Below are 14,570 nucleotides of genomic sequence, written 5' to 3'. Positions count from 1 at the left end.
ATGCTCGGGCGCGCTAACCGGATCGAACGGAAATCCATGCTCGTTTTGCCCAAGGGTGTCCGCCATATGCCCGGCTACCTGCCGCGCCCGGCGCAGGAAGCGCTGGTCGAAGAGATCAGGAAGGTGGTGCAGGCCGCGCCCTTGTTCGTGCCGGCCATGCCGCGCACCGGCAAGGAAATGAGCGTGCGCATGACCAATTGCGGCCCGCTCGGCTGGGTCACTGACAAGGAGCGCGGCTATCGCTACCAGCCGACCCACCCGGTGTCGGGCTTGCCATGGCCGCCGATTCCCGATGAGCTGCTGCAATTGTGGCGTGAGGTGGCGGCCTATCCGCATCCGCCCGAAGCCTGCCTCGTCAATTTCTATTCGAGCGACGCCAAGATGGGCCTGCATCAGGATCGCGACGAGCAGGACTTTTCCGCCCCCGTTGTCTCGGTGTCGCTGGGCGACGATTGCCAGTTTAGGGTCGGCCAGACGACGCGCGATGGCGGCACCAAATCATTTCGGCTGAAAAGCGGTGACGTCGTCGTGCTTGGCGGCGAAGGCCGCCTCTGCTTCCACGGCGTCGACCGCATCTACCCGTCGACCTCGGCCCTGCTGAAGAATGGCGGCCGGATCAATCTGACGTTGCGGCGAGTGACGATGCCCGCGCGCTAACCGAATCTACAGATTTTTCTCCTAGAGCAATTCCAGGAAAAGTGCGCAGCGGTTTTCCGTCCGGAATTGCGTCTCGACAAATCCCTGGCGCAATTCCAGGAAAAGTGCGCAGCGGCTTTCCGTCCGGAATTGCGTCACAACAAATACCCTAGGGCGGGTCAGCGATTCCATAGGCGCTGAACCGCTCTAGAGACGCCAAGGCATTGCCGTCGGGGTCGGGACGATGACAGATATCAGTTTGGCCTTCCATAGACTGCCGATGATATTGAGGGGAGCGGCCCAGATCGTTCGCAGGGATTCGGCCCTCTATCTGTGCATTGTGATCTATACTTTGGCCGGCCTGGTGTTTCTTAACGCGATAGGCGCCACCGACCTGGCGGCATATTCGATATATTTCGGGCGATGGACCTTTCTGAACTGTCTTATACTGCCCACTTTTGCCATCCTTATCGACCTGCTTGTCATTGTACGCCGCTTTGATTCCCGGCGTCGCCTTGCGGCAGGACGGATCTTTTCCACCTCGCGGTTGGCGTATTCGGCCTCCGGCTTGTGCCTTCTCATGGCGCTCATGATCTTCCAGGGCACATTCACCTCGGTGAAAAACGGCATGCCGGTCTGGCAGGGCGGGTTTCCATTCGACGTGGCGCAAGCCAACATCGACGCCTTCCTGCATTTTGGCGCTGATCCGTGGCGCTGGCTTTACGCGGTAGCTGAAAATGATCTGGTTCGCACCGTAGTCGAGTGGAATTACAACGTTTTCTGGTTCCTGCTGAATTTCGGCGCCCTGTTCTTTGTCGCGACGTCGCCCATGGCGGCATCGGTTCGAACGCGTTATTTGGCCTGCTTCATGGCGGTCTGGATCATCGTCGGCAATGTGCTGGCCGCCCTGTTCCTGTCGGCTGGTCCGGCATTTTATGGCGCGGTGACGGGCGACGTGGCCCGATTCGGCGAACAGCTGGCGTTCCTGGCCCATGGGGCCGCATCGCGCAATTCCGCTGTTACCTATCAGCAGTATCTCTGGTCGCTGCACGAGGCCAGGCAGGCGGGTTTCGCCTCGGGCATATCGGCGTTTCCCAGCGTGCATGTCGGCCTGGCAATGCTCAACGCGCTGTTCCTGCGCGAGTACGACCGCCGTCTTGGTGCGCTGGCGTTCCTCTATGTCGTGTTTGTCGCGGTAAGCTCGGTTTACCTCGCCTGGCACTATGCGATCGACGGCTATGTAAGCGCCGCCGTGACGCTCGTCGTCTATGCCATCGCGCGCAAACTGATCCCCGCCGATCCCCGGCCGGCGCTGGATATGCAGACCGCCACCGTCAATCGGCCAGAGGCGGTCGTCACGGCTTCTTGACGCTGGCGAGGATGCGCCGTCGCGGCCAGCCATGGTTTCGGCCGTCTATTCGCAAGATGCCAAGATGAGTTCCCTCGGGATCGCCGGCAAGGATGGTTCCTCACCTGCAGATCCATAAAATTTGAAGTTTCTGAAAAGACGCGGCCATTCCTGAAGCGGTATTTTCAATTTCGAACTTACTATTCTTTAAAAGACGTCATGCGATACCGAGGGCAACGATTGCTCGGGGTATCGTCCTCTCCATGTCTTCTACCGAAATAGGGCAGCATTTCTTGCGGTCCGCCCGGTTTCCGGTGTGGCTCTTGCAAGAGAACCGCCGCAATGCGGCGCTTTACGGGACGATCGCCGCGTTCGTCCTTGTCACCATGCTGGTCGCGACGATCAGGGGTGATTCGATCCTGCAACATGTACTGGAGTATGCAGGCCGCCTCTGGCACTCCTTTCTGTTGCTGAGCTCAGCCATTGTCGTTTGGATCTGTTTCCGCGCGCTCGTGCAGGGCCGTCACCAGTCCCCGGTCAGCTTCGCGGCGGCGAGCCTGAAAGCCTTGCTGCTGTCGAGCATGCTTGCGCGGTATTTCTACGCCAGCGCCATATTGGCGCTCTTCATGGCGGCCTTCCTCTATAACAAGACGATGATACCGGTTGTCGCTCCCTTCCAATGGGACGAAACCTTCTCCCGCTGGGATTCGGCTCTCCTGGGCGGCTATCAACCTTGGCAAATCCTCCAGCCGATGGTCGGCATGCCATGGATCACCCTTGTGTTCGACATCACCTATACCTTGTGGGTGCCGATGGTCTTCCTGTTCTGGGCGGGCCTGCTCGCCAGCCCGCGGGTCCCGGAAGCGGTCCGCGTCCGCTACTGGCGGGCGACCGTCGCCTCCTGGATCCTGATCGGCCTGGTCATGGCGACCATCTTTTCCTCGGCCGGGCCTTGCTACTTCGCGGACGTCGTGCCGGGAACACCCTCGCCCTATGCCGGTCTCATGAGTTACCTTGACGACGTCGCCGCCAGCTATCCGCTGTCGTCAAACTTGACCAGGGATTTCCTCTGGCAGGTCTATACCGGCCAGGTCGACCTGCCCGGCGGCATTTCCGCCATGCCCAGCATGCACAACGCGCAGGCGGCGCTGTTTGTGGTTACCGCATACTCCATCGATCGCAGGTTCGGTCACGCCATGCTGGCCTTCGGCGCTTTGATCTTCTTCGGCTCGATCCACCTCGGATGGCACTACGCGATGGATGGGATCGTCGCCATTCCGGCGGCGCTCGCCATCTGGTGGGCCTGCGGAAAGTCAGGACGGGTGAAACGATTAGGCTTCCTGGACGGCCGGTCTACTGATCCTCTGGAATCCGCCTGACTTTCGGAGCCTGGCAAGAAGAACAGCGAGCACGCTCGCAGCGAGGCGGATCACAGCTTCCGCAGGGCCACTTCCTCGACCAGGTGGTTGGCGCCCTTGCGCAGGATGAGATCGGCCCGCGCCCGCGTCGGCAGGATGTTCTCGCGCAGGTTCTTCAGGTTGATGTTGGTCCACAGTCCTTCGGCGATGGCGCGCGCCGCATCCTCCGACAGCTGCGAATAGCGGTGGAAGAAGGAGTCCGGATTGCGGAAGGCGGTTTCGCGCAGCCGCATGAAGCGCTGGATGTACCACTGGTGGATCAGCTTCTCGTCGGCATCGATGTAGATGGCGAAGTCGAAGAAGTCGGACAGGAAAGGCACGATCTTGCCGTCCCTCGGCAATTTGCCCGGCTGCAGCACGTTGATGCCTTCGAAGATCAATATGTCCGGCCTGTCGATGGTGACGAATTCGCCAGGAATGACGTCGTAGGTCAGGTGCGAATAGACCGGCGCGCGGACATTGCGCTGCGCCGACTTGATGCCGGACAGGAACCGGAGCAGCGCGCCGACATCGTAGCTGTCTGGAAAGCCCTTGCGCTCCATCAGATTGTCGCGGCGCAGGATCTCGTTGGGCAGAAGGAAACCGTCGGTGGTGATGAGATCGACCTTCGGGCTCGATGGCCAGCGCGCCAGCAATTCCTTCAAGACGCGCGCCGTGGTCGATTTGCCGACCGCGACCGAGCCGGCGATGCCGATGATGAACGGCGTCTTGACCACGTCCTGCGCGTTGAAGAAGGCCTGGCGCTGCCGGAACAAGAGCTGACTTGCCTCGACATGCGCCGAGAGCAAGCGGGAAAGCGAGAGGTAGATGCGCTTGACCTCTTCGAGATCGACCGGGTCGTTCAGCGACCGCAAGCGGTCGATCTCGTCCTCGGTCAGCGTCAGCGGGGTGTCGGCGCGGAACTGCGACCATTGCTCGGCAGAGAAGAAACGATAGGGGGAGTATTTCTCGGTAGGAGCAAGCTGATCCATCGAGTTTCCTGCCCTCCCTCGCGGTCAGCCCTTGGGCCGCGACGCCTTTTCGGCAACGCCCGAGCGGCCGGTGCGGCCCTCTAGCTCCTTCAGCACCTCGCCCAGCGGCACGCCGGCGATGCCGAGAACGACCAGCCAATGATATATAAGATCGGCGCTTTCCGAAACGAGGCCCTGCCTGTCGCCGCGGATGGCTGCGATCACCGTCTCGACGGCTTCCTCGCCAAGCTTCTGCGCCGCCTTGTCGATGCCCTTGGCAAACAGTTTCGCCGTCCACGAGTCCGGATCGCCGGAATGGGCGCGTTCCCGGATGGTTCTTTCCAGATCGGACAGCGAAAACTCAGTCATTTTCGCCGTTTAAGCCCGTTGAACCGGCGAGTCCAGCCGCATCGGCAGCCCGGCCCTGGCCATATGCGCCTTCGCTTCGGCGATGGTGTAAGTGCCGAAGTGGAAGATCGAGGCGGCAAGCACGGCACCCGCATGGCCGTCACGAATGCCTTCCACCATGTGGTCGAGCGTGCCGACGCCACCCGAGGCGATGACCGGCGCGCGCACGGCATCGGCGATGGCGCGCGTCAGCGCGATGTCGTAGCCTGCCTTGGTGCCGTCGCGGTCCATCGATGTCAGCAGGATCTCCCCGGCGCCGCGATCGACCATCTTGCGCGCGAACTCGACGGCGTCGATGCCGGTCTTCTCGCGGCCGCCATGGGTGAAGATCTCCCAGCGGTCGGCCTCGCCGGCGCCCGAGACCTTCTTGGCGTCGATGGCCACGACGATGCACTGGTTGCCGAACTTGTCGGCCGCTTCGGCGACGAAATCCGGGTCTTTCACCGCCGCCGTGTTGATCGACACCTTGTCGGCGCCGGCCAGAAGCAGCTTTCTTATGTCGGCCACCTGGCGCACGCCGCCGCCGACGGTGAGCGGCATGAAACATTGCTCGGCGGTGCGGGCGACGACGTCGAAGATCGTCTCGCGGTTGTCGGACGAGGCGGTGATGTCGAGGAAGCAGAGCTCGTCGGCGCCGGCCGCGTCATAGGCCTTGGCCGCCTCGACCGGATCGCCGGCATCGACGAGGTCGACGAAGTTGACGCCCTTGACGACACGGCCGTTCTTGACGTCGAGGCAAGGAATGACGCGGGCCTTCAGCATCAGCTTCTCTCCATCGTCGCGAGCAGCTCGACCAGCAATTCGCCGACCAGCGGCGGCACCTCGCCCTTGGCATCGAAGGCCGGATCATAGGCCGAGATGGTGAGGCCGGCGATTGGCAGTGCGCCGGCCATGCCGCACATCGCCTGCCGCACCTGCTCGGGTCCAGGACCGCCGGGCGTGGCGAAGCGGTTGGCCTGCAATTCTTCCGGGTCGTGAACGTCGAGGTCGATATGCATATGGATCCGTTCGGCGCCGGCCTTCTTCAGCCTCTCCGCCGCCCCCGTCCAGTCCGGGCATTCGGAGCGGATGACCGGCAGTTTTTCCAGTTCCTCCCTTTCCGCCGTGTCGAGGTCGCGTGCATTGACGAGCACCGAGCGGGCCGGGTCGATCGGCTTGAAGCCGGGAATCTGCGCCGTCATCGGCCGCCAGCAAAGGCCAAGCACCGTCGCTAGCGCCATGCCGTCGAGGAATCCGGATGTGGAAGTGTCCGGCGTGTTGATGTCGCCATGCTGGTCGGCCCAGATGATGGCGTCGGCGCCTTCGCCGGCCACGGCGCCGGCGCTGGTCAGGCAGTTGCCGGCGAGCACGATGGGAAACCGCTCGTTGTCGAGCGCGATGCGAACCTCGCCCGACACGGCGTTGCAGACGGCGAAGCCGGTCGCGATCTCGCGCGCTTGCTCGTCGTCGCTGACCCTGCCGATGTCGTGGACGTCGATGTCGTGGCCGGCAAGCTTGAGCGCCTCGGCAAGGCCGCCGGCCATCAGCGCATCCGGACCCTGGCCGCAGCCGCCGTGATAGTGGCCGCTGTCATAGGACGCCAGGATGATCGACACCTTCACGGCCTTGCCTCCATCTCCTCGCCGCGCAGGACCGCCAGCGCCTCCGCCGGGTCGATGCGGCCGTCATAGAGCGCCCGGCCGGAGATCGCCCCTTCGAGCCGCTGCGCGTCCGGCATGGTCATGCGCACGATATCAGCGATCGAGGCCAGGCCGCCCGAGGCGATCACCGGGATGGACACCGCTTCGGCAAGGTCGATGGTGGCGTCCCAGTTGATGCCGGTCAGCACGCCGTCGCGGTCGATGTCGGTGTAGATGATGGCGGCCACGCCCGCGCCTTCGAATTTCTTGGCCAGCTCGACGACGCCGAGGCTGGACGCTTCGGCCCAGCCCTCGACCGCGACCTTGCCGTCCTTGGCGTCGATGCCGACGGCGATCTTGCCCGGGAAGGCCTTGCAGGCCTGCTTGACGAGGTCTGGGTCACGCACCGCCACCGTGCCGAGGATGACGCGCGCCAGCCCCCGGTCGAGCCAATCCTCGATCTGCTCCAGTGTGCGGATGCCGCCGCCGAGCTGCACCGGATTCTTCGTCGCCTTGAGGATGGCGCCGACCGCCGCGCTGTTGACGCTCTGGCCCTTGAAGGCGCCGTTGAGGTCGACGACGTGCAGCCACTCGAAGCCCTGCTCCTCGAAGGCCCTGGCTTGGGCTGCGGGGTCATCGTTGTAGATCGTCGCCGTCGCCATGTCGCCATGCTTCAGGCGCACGCATTTGCCGTCCTTGAGATCGATGGCGGGAAACAGGATCATGGTCAGGCCCCTTCGACGATCACGAAATGGCCGGTCGAGGCGGCGAGCCTGAATTTCGAGGCCTCCTGGTATTCAGGCGATTCGTAGCAGGCAACCGCTGTTTCGTACGACTCGAACTCGACCACGACGTGGCGATTGCCCGTCGGCCCTTCCGGGTTGGTGTAGCGCCCGGCCCGGACGGGGAACTTCGCGCCATACTTGGCGAAGGCCCTGGCATTGGCCTCGATGTACTGCTTGTAGACATCGGGGTCGTGGACGTCGATCAGCGCGATCCAGTAGCCCTTCTTGTTCATCTAGGGTCTCCAGCGCAGGAAATTGGCGATCAGCGCCAGGCCCAGCGCCTGGCTTTTTTCGGGATGGAACTGCGTGCCGACGAGATTGTCGCGCGCAACAGCGGCCGTCACCGGCCCGCCATAGTCGGCGACGGCCAGCACCTCGTCCGGCTTCCTGGCCTCGAGATGATAGGAATGGACGAAATAGGCGTGCAACCCGTCGGCTCCGGTCGCGATGCCAGAAAATACCGGGTGATCGCGTCGAAGCTCGATCGTGTTCCAGCCGATCTGCGGGATTTTCAGCGCCGGATCGGCGGGCGTGATCTCCTTGACGTCGCCAGCGATCCAGCCGAAGCCCGTGGCGACGGTCTTTTCAAGCCCGCGTTCCGACATCAGCTGCATGCCGACGCAGATGCCGAGGAACGGCCGTCCCTTGCGAACAGCCACGTCCTCCACCGTTTCCCACATGCCGGCGACAGCCTTGAGGCCGGCCGCGCAGTCGGCATAGGCGCCGACGCCGGGCAGCACGATGCGGTCGGCGGTGCGGACCCGTTCAGCGTCGGCGGTGAGCTCGATTGTCGCGGCAATGCCCGCCTCGCGCGCCGCGCGCTCGAAAGCCTTGGTGGCCGAGCGCAGATTGCCCGACCCGTAGTCAATGATCGCGACCCGCATGTCAGGGCCTTCCCGGCGTATGGGTCAGCCCCAGAGCCATGCCGGTCTGCGTCGGCCGTGCCAGATTGGCGTCGGGCACGATGCGCGGGGCGGGCGGCTGCTCGTCTGGCGGCACGTCGGCCTCCAAAGCATGACGCGTCTCGGCGCCGTCCAGCCTGTCGGCTTCGACGACGCCCCATTCGTGCCAGCCGCGGCGGCGTAGCGCCGCGATGCGCAGCCCCTGTCCTTCGAGGCCGATATAGAGCGAGACCAGCAGCGACAGGGCCGAGCCCGCCCAGGCAAGTCCCAGCTTCTCGCCGAGCATCGACAGGATGGCCATGACGACGAAGGTCAGCGCCGCCTCGATCCACAGCCGGTGCCAGGCGAGCCACAGCGGTGAGAATAGGAACCCGAGCCAGGTGAAGCCGTCGCGCACGAAGGTCGTCTCATCGGCCTTTGCGCGGCCCGCCGGCGGCTCCATCACGACATAGATGGCCATCGCCTACCCCTTCAAAGAACCTTTGGTGGAAGGTACGGCGTCCGGCTGGCGCGGGTCGCGCTCGAGCGCGGAACGAAGCGCCCGCGCCACCGCCTTGAAGCAGGTCTCGGCGATGTGATGGTTGTTGGCGCCGTAGTGATTGGTCACGTGCAGCGTGACGCCCGCGTTCTGCGCCAGCGCCTGGAAGAATTCGCGCACCAGCTCGGTGTCGAACGTGCCGATCTTGGGCGACGAAAAGGTTACGTTCCAGACCAGGAACGGGCGGCCCGAGACGTCGATCGCCGCTCTGGTCAGTGTCTCGTCCATGGCGAGGTCGATCGAGGCATAGCGCATGATGCCGCGCCGCTCGCCGAGCGCCTTGGCCAGCGCCTGGCCGAGCGCTATGCCGGTATCCTCGACCGTGTGGTGGTCGTCGATGTGCAGGTCGCCCTTTGCCTTCACCGTCATGTCGATCAGCGAATGACGTGACAGCTGGTCGAGCATGTGGTCGAAGAAGCCGACGCCCGTCGCAATGTCGGACTTGCCGGTGCCGTCGACATGGACCGACACCGAGATGTCGGTTTCCTTGGTCTTGCGGCTGGCTTCGGCGGAACGCGTCGGCATGATCTATCCTTGTCCAGGAGGTTCATGGCGTGCGGGAGCGCACAGGCCGCAAACGCCCATATGCTTGAAATCGAGAGCCTTCTAGCAGCATGATCCGGCGATTGCCAGTTGCCATTCCCATGGGGTATCGGGCGGGCCGGCATGTCGTTTGCAATCGCCCACCCCATGCATACATATGGCCGATCAAAGTCCCTCGTACCGCGCCAATCGCCTTATTGGGATGGCGCGAATCGGAGCAGAAAATGTCGAATGAACTGACCATGCATGCCACGACGATCGTGACAGTGCGCAAGGGCAGCAAGGTTGTGATCGCCGGCGACGGCCAGGTCAGCCTTGGCCAGACCATCATGAAGGGCAATGCCAGGAAGGTGCGCCGCATCGGCACGGGCGGCAAAGTCATTGCCGGTTTCGCCGGCGCCACCGCCGATGCCTTCACCCTTCTGGAGCGGCTCGAAGCCAAGCTCGAGCAATATCCCGACCAACTGACGCGCGCCTGCGTCGAGCTCGCCAAGGACTGGCGCACCGACCGCTACCTGCGCCGGCTGGAAGCCATGATGCTGGTCGCCGACAAGTCGGTTTCGCTGGCGCTGACCGGCACCGGCGACGTGCTCGAGCCCGAACATGGCGTCATGGCCATCGGCTCCGGCGGCAACTACGCGCTGGCTGCCGCCCGCGCGCTGATGGACACCGACAAGGACGCCGAGGAGATCGCCCGCAAGGCGATGCAGATCGCGGCCGACATCTGCGTCTATACCAACAGCAACTTCGTTGTCGAAACGCTCGATGCCGCCTGAGGCAATCGACCATGATCCCGAAAAGTGGGACCCGGTTTTCGGATAAGATCATGGTCCAACAAGAGCACGTTTACGATTTTCGGCCGGTGACCGAAAAAGACCTGCCGATGATCGCCGGCTGGCTGGCCGAGCCGCATGTCGCCGAATGGTGGGACGATCCGGAACAAGAGATCGCCGAAATCCGCGAGCACATCGACTCGGTTTCGGTCGAGCCGCTGATCGTCGAACTCGACGGCCGGCCGATCGCCTACCTGCAGAGCTACGATCCGCATCTGGAGGACGATCATCCCTATGCCGACCAGCCGTTCGGCACGCTGGGTATCGACCTGTCGATCGGCCTGGCGCAGCTGGTCGGCGTCGGCCACGGCACGGCGATCGTGCGGCAGTTCGTCGAGCAGCTTTTCGAGGAAGGGGCGCCGCGCGTCATCATCGATCCGCATCCGCGGAACGCGCGCGCCATCCGCGCCTATGAGAAGGCGGGTTTCAGGCCGATCGGCCGCAGGCAGTCGCAATACGGGGATGTCGTGCTGATGGCCGTCGACGCGGCGCAAGGCGACACGGAAGAGGGGGACTGAACCAGATGAACGCATCCGGCGAGGACAAGACGCTTTCGGCCTATGAGGACAGCTGGCGCATGGGGCTTCTGCTCATGCTGGCTTTGCTGATCTTCCAGGCCGGCGCGCTTTACGGCATGGGCCATCCGCCGATCTGCACCTGCGGCTATGTCAAGCTGTGGCACGGGGTGGTGCAAAGCTCGGAGAACTCCCAGCACATCTCGGACTGGTACACGCCATCGCACATCATCCATGGCTTCCTGTTCTATGCGCTGGCGCGGTTCCTCTTTCCGCGTTCGCCGATCGGGCTGAGGCTCGCCTTCGCCGTCCTCATCGAGGGTGGCTGGGAGCTTCTGGAGAACAGCCCCTTCATCATCGAGCGTTACCGCGCCGGCACGATTTCGCTCGACTATTACGGCGACAGCATCATCAACTCGGTATCGGACACGTTGGCCATGGTGCTGGGATTTGTGATGGCGCGAAAGCTTCCTATATGGGTGGTCGTTGCCCTGGCCCTCATCTTCGAGCTCGGTACGGGCTACATCATCCGGGACAATCTGACGCTCAACGTGATCATGCTGCTGCATCCGTTCGAGTCCATCAAGCAGTGGCAAAGTGGAATTTAGTGACATGAGCACCTTCTCTCCCCGCGAAATCGTTTCGGAACTCGACCGCTTCATCATCGGCCAGAAGGACGCCAAGCGCGCCGTGGCCATTGCGCTCCGCAACCGCTGGCGCCGCCAGCAGCTGCAAGGCCAGATGCGCGAGGAGGTGATGCCGAAGAACATCCTGATGATTGGCCCGACCGGCGTCGGCAAGACCGAGATCTCGCGGCGCCTGGCCCGCCTCGCCGGCGCGCCATTCGTCAAGGTCGAGGCGACCAAGTTCACCGAGGTCGGCTATGTCGGCCGCGATGTTGAGCAGATCGTGCGCGACCTGGTCGAGGTTGCCATCGGCCTGGCGCGCGAGAAGATGCGCGAGGACGTCGCGGCGCGCGCCCAGATCAATGCCGAAGAACGCGTGCTGGAGGCCCTGGTCGGCAAGACGGCGAGCCCGTCGACGCGCGACTCCTTCCGCAAGAAGCTGCGCGACGGCGAGCTCGACGACAAGGAGATCGAGATCGAAGTCGCCGACACCGGCACCGGCGGCATGCCGGGCTTCGAGATCCCAGGAATGCCGGGCGGCAATATCGGCGTGCTCAACATCAACGACATGCTGTCGAAGGCGATGGGCGGCCGCAAGACCAAGAGCCGCAAGACCACGGTGCGCGATTCCTACGCGCTGCTGGTCAATGACGAGTCCGACAAACTACTCGACCAGGACGAGGTGATCCGCCGCGCTCTCGACGCCACTGAAAATGACGGCATCGTCTTCCTCGATGAGATCGACAAGATCGCGGCCAGGAGCGACATTTCGGGCGGGCCTTCGCGCGAAGGCGTGCAGCGCGACCTGCTGCCGCTGGTCGAAGGCACGACGGTGGCGACGAAGTACGGCCCGGTGAAGACCGACCATATCCTGTTCATCGCGTCGGGCGCCTTCCATGTGTCGAAGCCGTCCGATCTGTTGCCGGAACTGCAGGGCCGCCTGCCGATCCGCGTCGAGCTGCGCGCGCTGGAGAAGGAGGACTTCGTCCGCATCCTCACCGAGACCGAGGCGAGCCTGATCAAGCAGTACGTCGCGCTGATGAAGACGGAAGGGGTCGAACTGGCCTTCACCGACGACGCCATCGATTCGCTGGCCGGCATTGCCGTCGATCTCAACGCCAGCGTCGAGAATATCGGCGCAAGACGCCTGCAGACGGTGATGGAGCGGGTGCTGGACGAGATCTCTTACGACGCGCCGGACCGCAACGGTACGACCGTCACCATCGACTCCGCCTATGTGCAAAAGCATGTCGGCGACCTCTCGAGGAACACGGATTTGTCCAGATTCATCCTGTAAATGCATGTCGCCCAAAAGTGCGCAGCGGTTTTGGGACAACGATATGCATCAGCAAGGAACCCGATGCCGGGCAGGGTTCTGGCTTCGGGCGGGCCGGCAAGGCTTGTCCGGCACGGCGGGCGGGGTGTGGCCAAATGGAAGCATCTGGCCGGCTTTCGCCTTGGCGGGAGGCGGGCTTCTCTCGACTCTCCCACCTGCTTTACCTAGTTTGCCCGGCGACTCGGGCATGCCCAAACTGTCGAGCGGTTTGGGGCACGCATGGAAGAAAACACTTAAGGCGCCTTGCCGGATCGTTCCGGCAGGGCGCCTTGACGGGCGGCGGCGTATGAAAAGACGGCTTCTTCTCCTTCTCGGCCTGGCTATGGCGGCGGCTGTGGCCGTGGCCAACGCGCAGACCCTGGTGCCGCCGGGAAACCGCAACGCCGTCCAGCCCGACATACCGGGCGCCTCCAGCCGGCGGACGCAAGCCACCAACACGACCTTCCAGGCCAAATACCGCAAGGTCTACGCGCTGCTGAAGAGCGACGCCGATCTGCGCGCCAAGATCAGGAAGGAGGCTGGCGCCTATGGCATCGACCCGATGCACATCGTCGGCGCCATCGTCGGCGAGCATACCTACAATGTCGACGCCTACGACCGGCTGCAGACCTATTACGTCAAGGCGATCTCCTATCTGTCGAGCAAGCTCTCCTTCGCCTATGACGGCGAGGACATCAGCGATTTCGTCCAGCGCCCCGAATTCAAGAAATGCGCCGGCATGACCGACAGCTACGATCTGTGGGAATGCCGCGAGCAGGTCTGGAACCATTCGTTCCGCGGCAAGAGCATCGGGGGGACGAGCTTCCCCAACGACCGTTTCGGCGCCACCTTTTTCCAGCCCTATTATGCCGGCCAGACCTTCGGCCTCGGCCAGCTCAATCCGCTGACCGCGCTGCAGATGAGCGATCTCGTGCACAAGGTTTCCGGACTGCCGAAGCTCGACGTCGGCGATCCGAACACGGTCTACAAGACCATCATGGATCCGGACCTGACGCTGGCCTATGTCGCGGCGACGATCAGGACGTCGATCGATGCCTATAAGAACATTGCCGGCTTCGACATCTCCGACAATCCCGGCCTCACGGCGACGCTCTACAATGTCGGCAATCCCGAGCAGCGCGCCTCTGCTTTGAAGGCCGAGAACGACAAGCGTCGCGCCGCCGGCGAGCCGGAAAAGCTGCCCGAGGAAAATTATTACGGCTGGCTGGTCAACGACAAGCTGGACGAACTGAAGGCGCTGTTCTAGCCGCCTCGGGTTCGGGCTGTTTAGCCTTCCGCGTCGAGGAACGCCTCGAACTTGCGCAATTCCAGCGCGTCCGCCTCGACCATGTGGCGCGGTTCCGGATAGGCGCCCGACTGGATGTCGGCGGCATATTCGCGGAACGCGGCGATGCGCTCGCTCTGAATGCGGTCGAACTCCGCCGCGAGATCGCGGTAGCGCTTGGCGTGGCGCGGATAGCGGCCGCGATTGGTGCCGAGCACGTCTTCCGAGAACAGATACTGGGCATCGCAGCCGGCGCCGGCACCCATCGAGATCATGATCAGCGGCGTGCGCCGCGAGATCGCGCTGGCGACCTCGGCCGGCACCACCTCGATTTCGGCGGCGAAGGCGCCGGCCGCCTCGAGGTCCTTGACCTGCTTCCAGACGAAAGCGGCGCTCTCGGCGGTCTTGCCGACCGCCTTGAAGCCGCCGGTCCAGGTCGCATGCGCCGGGACCAGGCCGACATGGCCGCAGACCGGGATGTGCTCGTCGCGCAGCCGGCGGATCGTCTGCAAACTGGCCGAGCAGTACATCGCATCGGCGCTCGCCGCGCGCAGCTTCACCGCTGTGCGCAGGATATCGTCGGTGGTGGCGCCCATCTTGGCCTGTTCGTCGCCGGGAATGGCGAAGCAGGTCGGCGCGGCGTCGCGGAAACGCGGGTCGAAGATCAGGTCATAGGTGACCGAGATGATGTCGATGCCAGCGCTTTCGGCGGCTTCCGCTTCTTCCAGCGAGAAGACGCGCAGCTTGGACAACTGACGCTTGCCCTTCAGCGCTTGCAGGTCGGCGACCGTCGGTCTGTTGCGTGCCATTTCTTGATCCCCCTCATGCCGCACGAGATGCCGGCACCTT

Annotated in this window: 18 protein-coding genes; 8 read left to right on the top strand and 10 right to left on the bottom strand. The window is 63.6% G+C overall.

Going from position 1 to position 14,570, the window contains the following annotated elements:
- The first annotated feature begins 36 nt into the window (after nucleotides 1–36).
- The 3 genes from EJ073_RS19000 (at nucleotide 37) to EJ073_RS18990 (ending at nucleotide 3,363) form a co-directional block, all read left to right on the top strand.
- Complete coding sequence (locus tag EJ073_RS19000; RefSeq protein WP_126057111.1) at nucleotides 37–657, top strand: alpha-ketoglutarate-dependent dioxygenase AlkB; 621 nt, start codon at nucleotides 37–39, stop codon at nucleotides 655–657.
- Between the two features lie 223 nt (nucleotides 658–880).
- Nucleotides 881–2,005, top strand: coding sequence for a phosphatase PAP2 family protein (locus tag EJ073_RS18995; RefSeq protein ID WP_126057110.1), 1,125 nt, complete (start codon nucleotides 881–883; stop codon nucleotides 2,003–2,005).
- Between the two features lie 242 nt (nucleotides 2,006–2,247).
- Nucleotides 2,248–3,363 carry a phosphatase PAP2 family protein gene (locus EJ073_RS18990; RefSeq protein ID WP_126057109.1) on the top strand — a complete coding sequence of 372 codons (1,116 nt, stop codon included), beginning with the start codon at nucleotides 2,248–2,250 and terminating at the stop codon, nucleotides 3,361–3,363.
- A gap of 50 nt (nucleotides 3,364–3,413) precedes the next feature.
- On the opposite strand, the gene coaA is transcribed toward EJ073_RS18990, so the two are convergent.
- From coaA to hisB, 9 genes are read right to left on the bottom strand one after another with little or no spacing between them, the layout of a single operon-like run.
- A complete protein-coding gene (gene coaA, locus EJ073_RS18985) occupies nucleotides 3,414–4,373 on the bottom strand; it encodes a type I pantothenate kinase (protein WP_126057108.1) in 960 nt (319 codons plus the stop codon).
- Nucleotides 4,374–4,397: 24 nt separating this feature from the next.
- Nucleotides 4,398–4,721 (bottom strand): phosphoribosyl-ATP diphosphatase, encoded by a 324-nt coding sequence (locus tag EJ073_RS18980; RefSeq protein ID WP_126057107.1) that lies wholly within the window; start codon nucleotides 4,719–4,721, stop codon nucleotides 4,398–4,400.
- Between the two features lie 9 nt (nucleotides 4,722–4,730).
- Complete coding sequence (hisF, locus tag EJ073_RS18975) at nucleotides 4,731–5,525, bottom strand: imidazole glycerol phosphate synthase subunit HisF (protein WP_189375385.1); 795 nt, start codon at nucleotides 5,523–5,525, stop codon at nucleotides 4,731–4,733.
- Nucleotides 5,522–6,361: an arginase family protein gene (locus EJ073_RS18970; RefSeq protein ID WP_126057105.1), complete on the bottom strand. Its 840-nt coding sequence runs from the start codon at nucleotides 6,359–6,361 to the stop codon at nucleotides 5,522–5,524. The genes hisF and EJ073_RS18970 overlap by 4 nt, the downstream gene beginning before the upstream one ends.
- On the bottom strand, nucleotides 6,358–7,104 hold the full coding sequence (gene hisA, locus EJ073_RS18965) for a 1-(5-phosphoribosyl)-5-[(5-phosphoribosylamino)methylideneamino]imidazole-4-carboxamide isomerase (RefSeq protein WP_126057104.1): 747 nt from the start codon (nucleotides 7,102–7,104) through the stop codon (nucleotides 6,358–6,360). Before hisA ends, EJ073_RS18970 begins: the two co-directional genes overlap by 4 nt.
- Before the next feature lie 2 nt (nucleotides 7,105–7,106).
- The gene (locus EJ073_RS18960) at nucleotides 7,107–7,397 is read right to left on the bottom strand and encodes a DUF1330 domain-containing protein (RefSeq protein WP_126057103.1); all 291 of its coding nucleotides are present in this window, start codon (nucleotides 7,395–7,397) and stop codon (nucleotides 7,107–7,109) included.
- Nucleotides 7,398–8,048: an imidazole glycerol phosphate synthase subunit HisH gene (hisH, locus tag EJ073_RS18955; protein WP_126057102.1), complete on the bottom strand. Its 651-nt coding sequence runs from the start codon at nucleotides 8,046–8,048 to the stop codon at nucleotides 7,398–7,400.
- Between the two features lies 1 nt (nucleotide 8,049).
- Nucleotides 8,050–8,526 (bottom strand): DUF2628 domain-containing protein, encoded by a 477-nt coding sequence (locus EJ073_RS18950; protein ID WP_126057101.1) that lies wholly within the window; start codon nucleotides 8,524–8,526, stop codon nucleotides 8,050–8,052.
- Between the two features lie 3 nt (nucleotides 8,527–8,529).
- Complete coding sequence (gene hisB / locus EJ073_RS18945) at nucleotides 8,530–9,129, bottom strand: imidazoleglycerol-phosphate dehydratase HisB (protein WP_126057100.1); 600 nt, start codon at nucleotides 9,127–9,129, stop codon at nucleotides 8,530–8,532.
- A gap of 242 nt (nucleotides 9,130–9,371) precedes the next feature.
- Here hisB and hslV point away from each other — a divergent pair, with 242 nt between their 5' ends.
- The 5 genes from hslV to EJ073_RS18920 all read left to right on the top strand — a co-directional run bounded on the left by hslV (nucleotide 9,372) and on the right by EJ073_RS18920 (nucleotide 13,703).
- Nucleotides 9,372–9,923, top strand: coding sequence for an ATP-dependent protease subunit HslV (gene hslV / locus EJ073_RS18940; RefSeq protein ID WP_126057099.1), 552 nt, complete (start codon nucleotides 9,372–9,374; stop codon nucleotides 9,921–9,923).
- A 50-nt stretch (nucleotides 9,924–9,973) separates the two neighbouring features.
- Complete coding sequence (locus EJ073_RS18935) at nucleotides 9,974–10,498, top strand: GNAT family N-acetyltransferase (RefSeq protein ID WP_126057098.1); 525 nt, start codon at nucleotides 9,974–9,976, stop codon at nucleotides 10,496–10,498.
- 5 nt (nucleotides 10,499–10,503) lie between these two features.
- The gene (locus EJ073_RS18930) at nucleotides 10,504–11,103 is read left to right on the top strand and encodes a DUF2585 domain-containing protein (protein ID WP_126057097.1); all 600 of its coding nucleotides are present in this window, start codon (nucleotides 10,504–10,506) and stop codon (nucleotides 11,101–11,103) included.
- A gap of 4 nt (nucleotides 11,104–11,107) precedes the next feature.
- The gene (hslU, locus tag EJ073_RS18925; protein WP_126057096.1) at nucleotides 11,108–12,418 is read left to right on the top strand and encodes an ATP-dependent protease ATPase subunit HslU; all 1,311 of its coding nucleotides are present in this window, start codon (nucleotides 11,108–11,110) and stop codon (nucleotides 12,416–12,418) included.
- Nucleotides 12,419–12,743: 325 nt separating this feature from the next.
- Nucleotides 12,744–13,703 carry a DUF1402 family protein gene (locus tag EJ073_RS18920; protein WP_126057095.1) on the top strand — a complete coding sequence of 320 codons (960 nt, stop codon included), beginning with the start codon at nucleotides 12,744–12,746 and terminating at the stop codon, nucleotides 13,701–13,703.
- Nucleotides 13,704–13,723: 20 nt separating this feature from the next.
- Here EJ073_RS18920 and EJ073_RS18915 read toward each other — a convergent pair whose 3' ends face one another.
- Nucleotides 13,724–14,530 (bottom strand): 3-methyl-2-oxobutanoate hydroxymethyltransferase, encoded by an 807-nt coding sequence (locus tag EJ073_RS18915; protein ID WP_126057094.1) that lies wholly within the window; start codon nucleotides 14,528–14,530, stop codon nucleotides 13,724–13,726.
- Nucleotides 14,531–14,570 lie beyond the last annotated feature (40 nt).

The sequence above is a fragment of the Mesorhizobium sp. M4B.F.Ca.ET.058.02.1.1 genome, assembly GCF_003952505.1.
In the GTDB taxonomy this organism is placed as follows: Bacteria; Pseudomonadota; Alphaproteobacteria; order Rhizobiales; family Rhizobiaceae; genus Mesorhizobium.
Note: the sequence above shows the minus strand (reverse complement) of the source record. Positions and strands in the feature narration are given on the sequence as shown.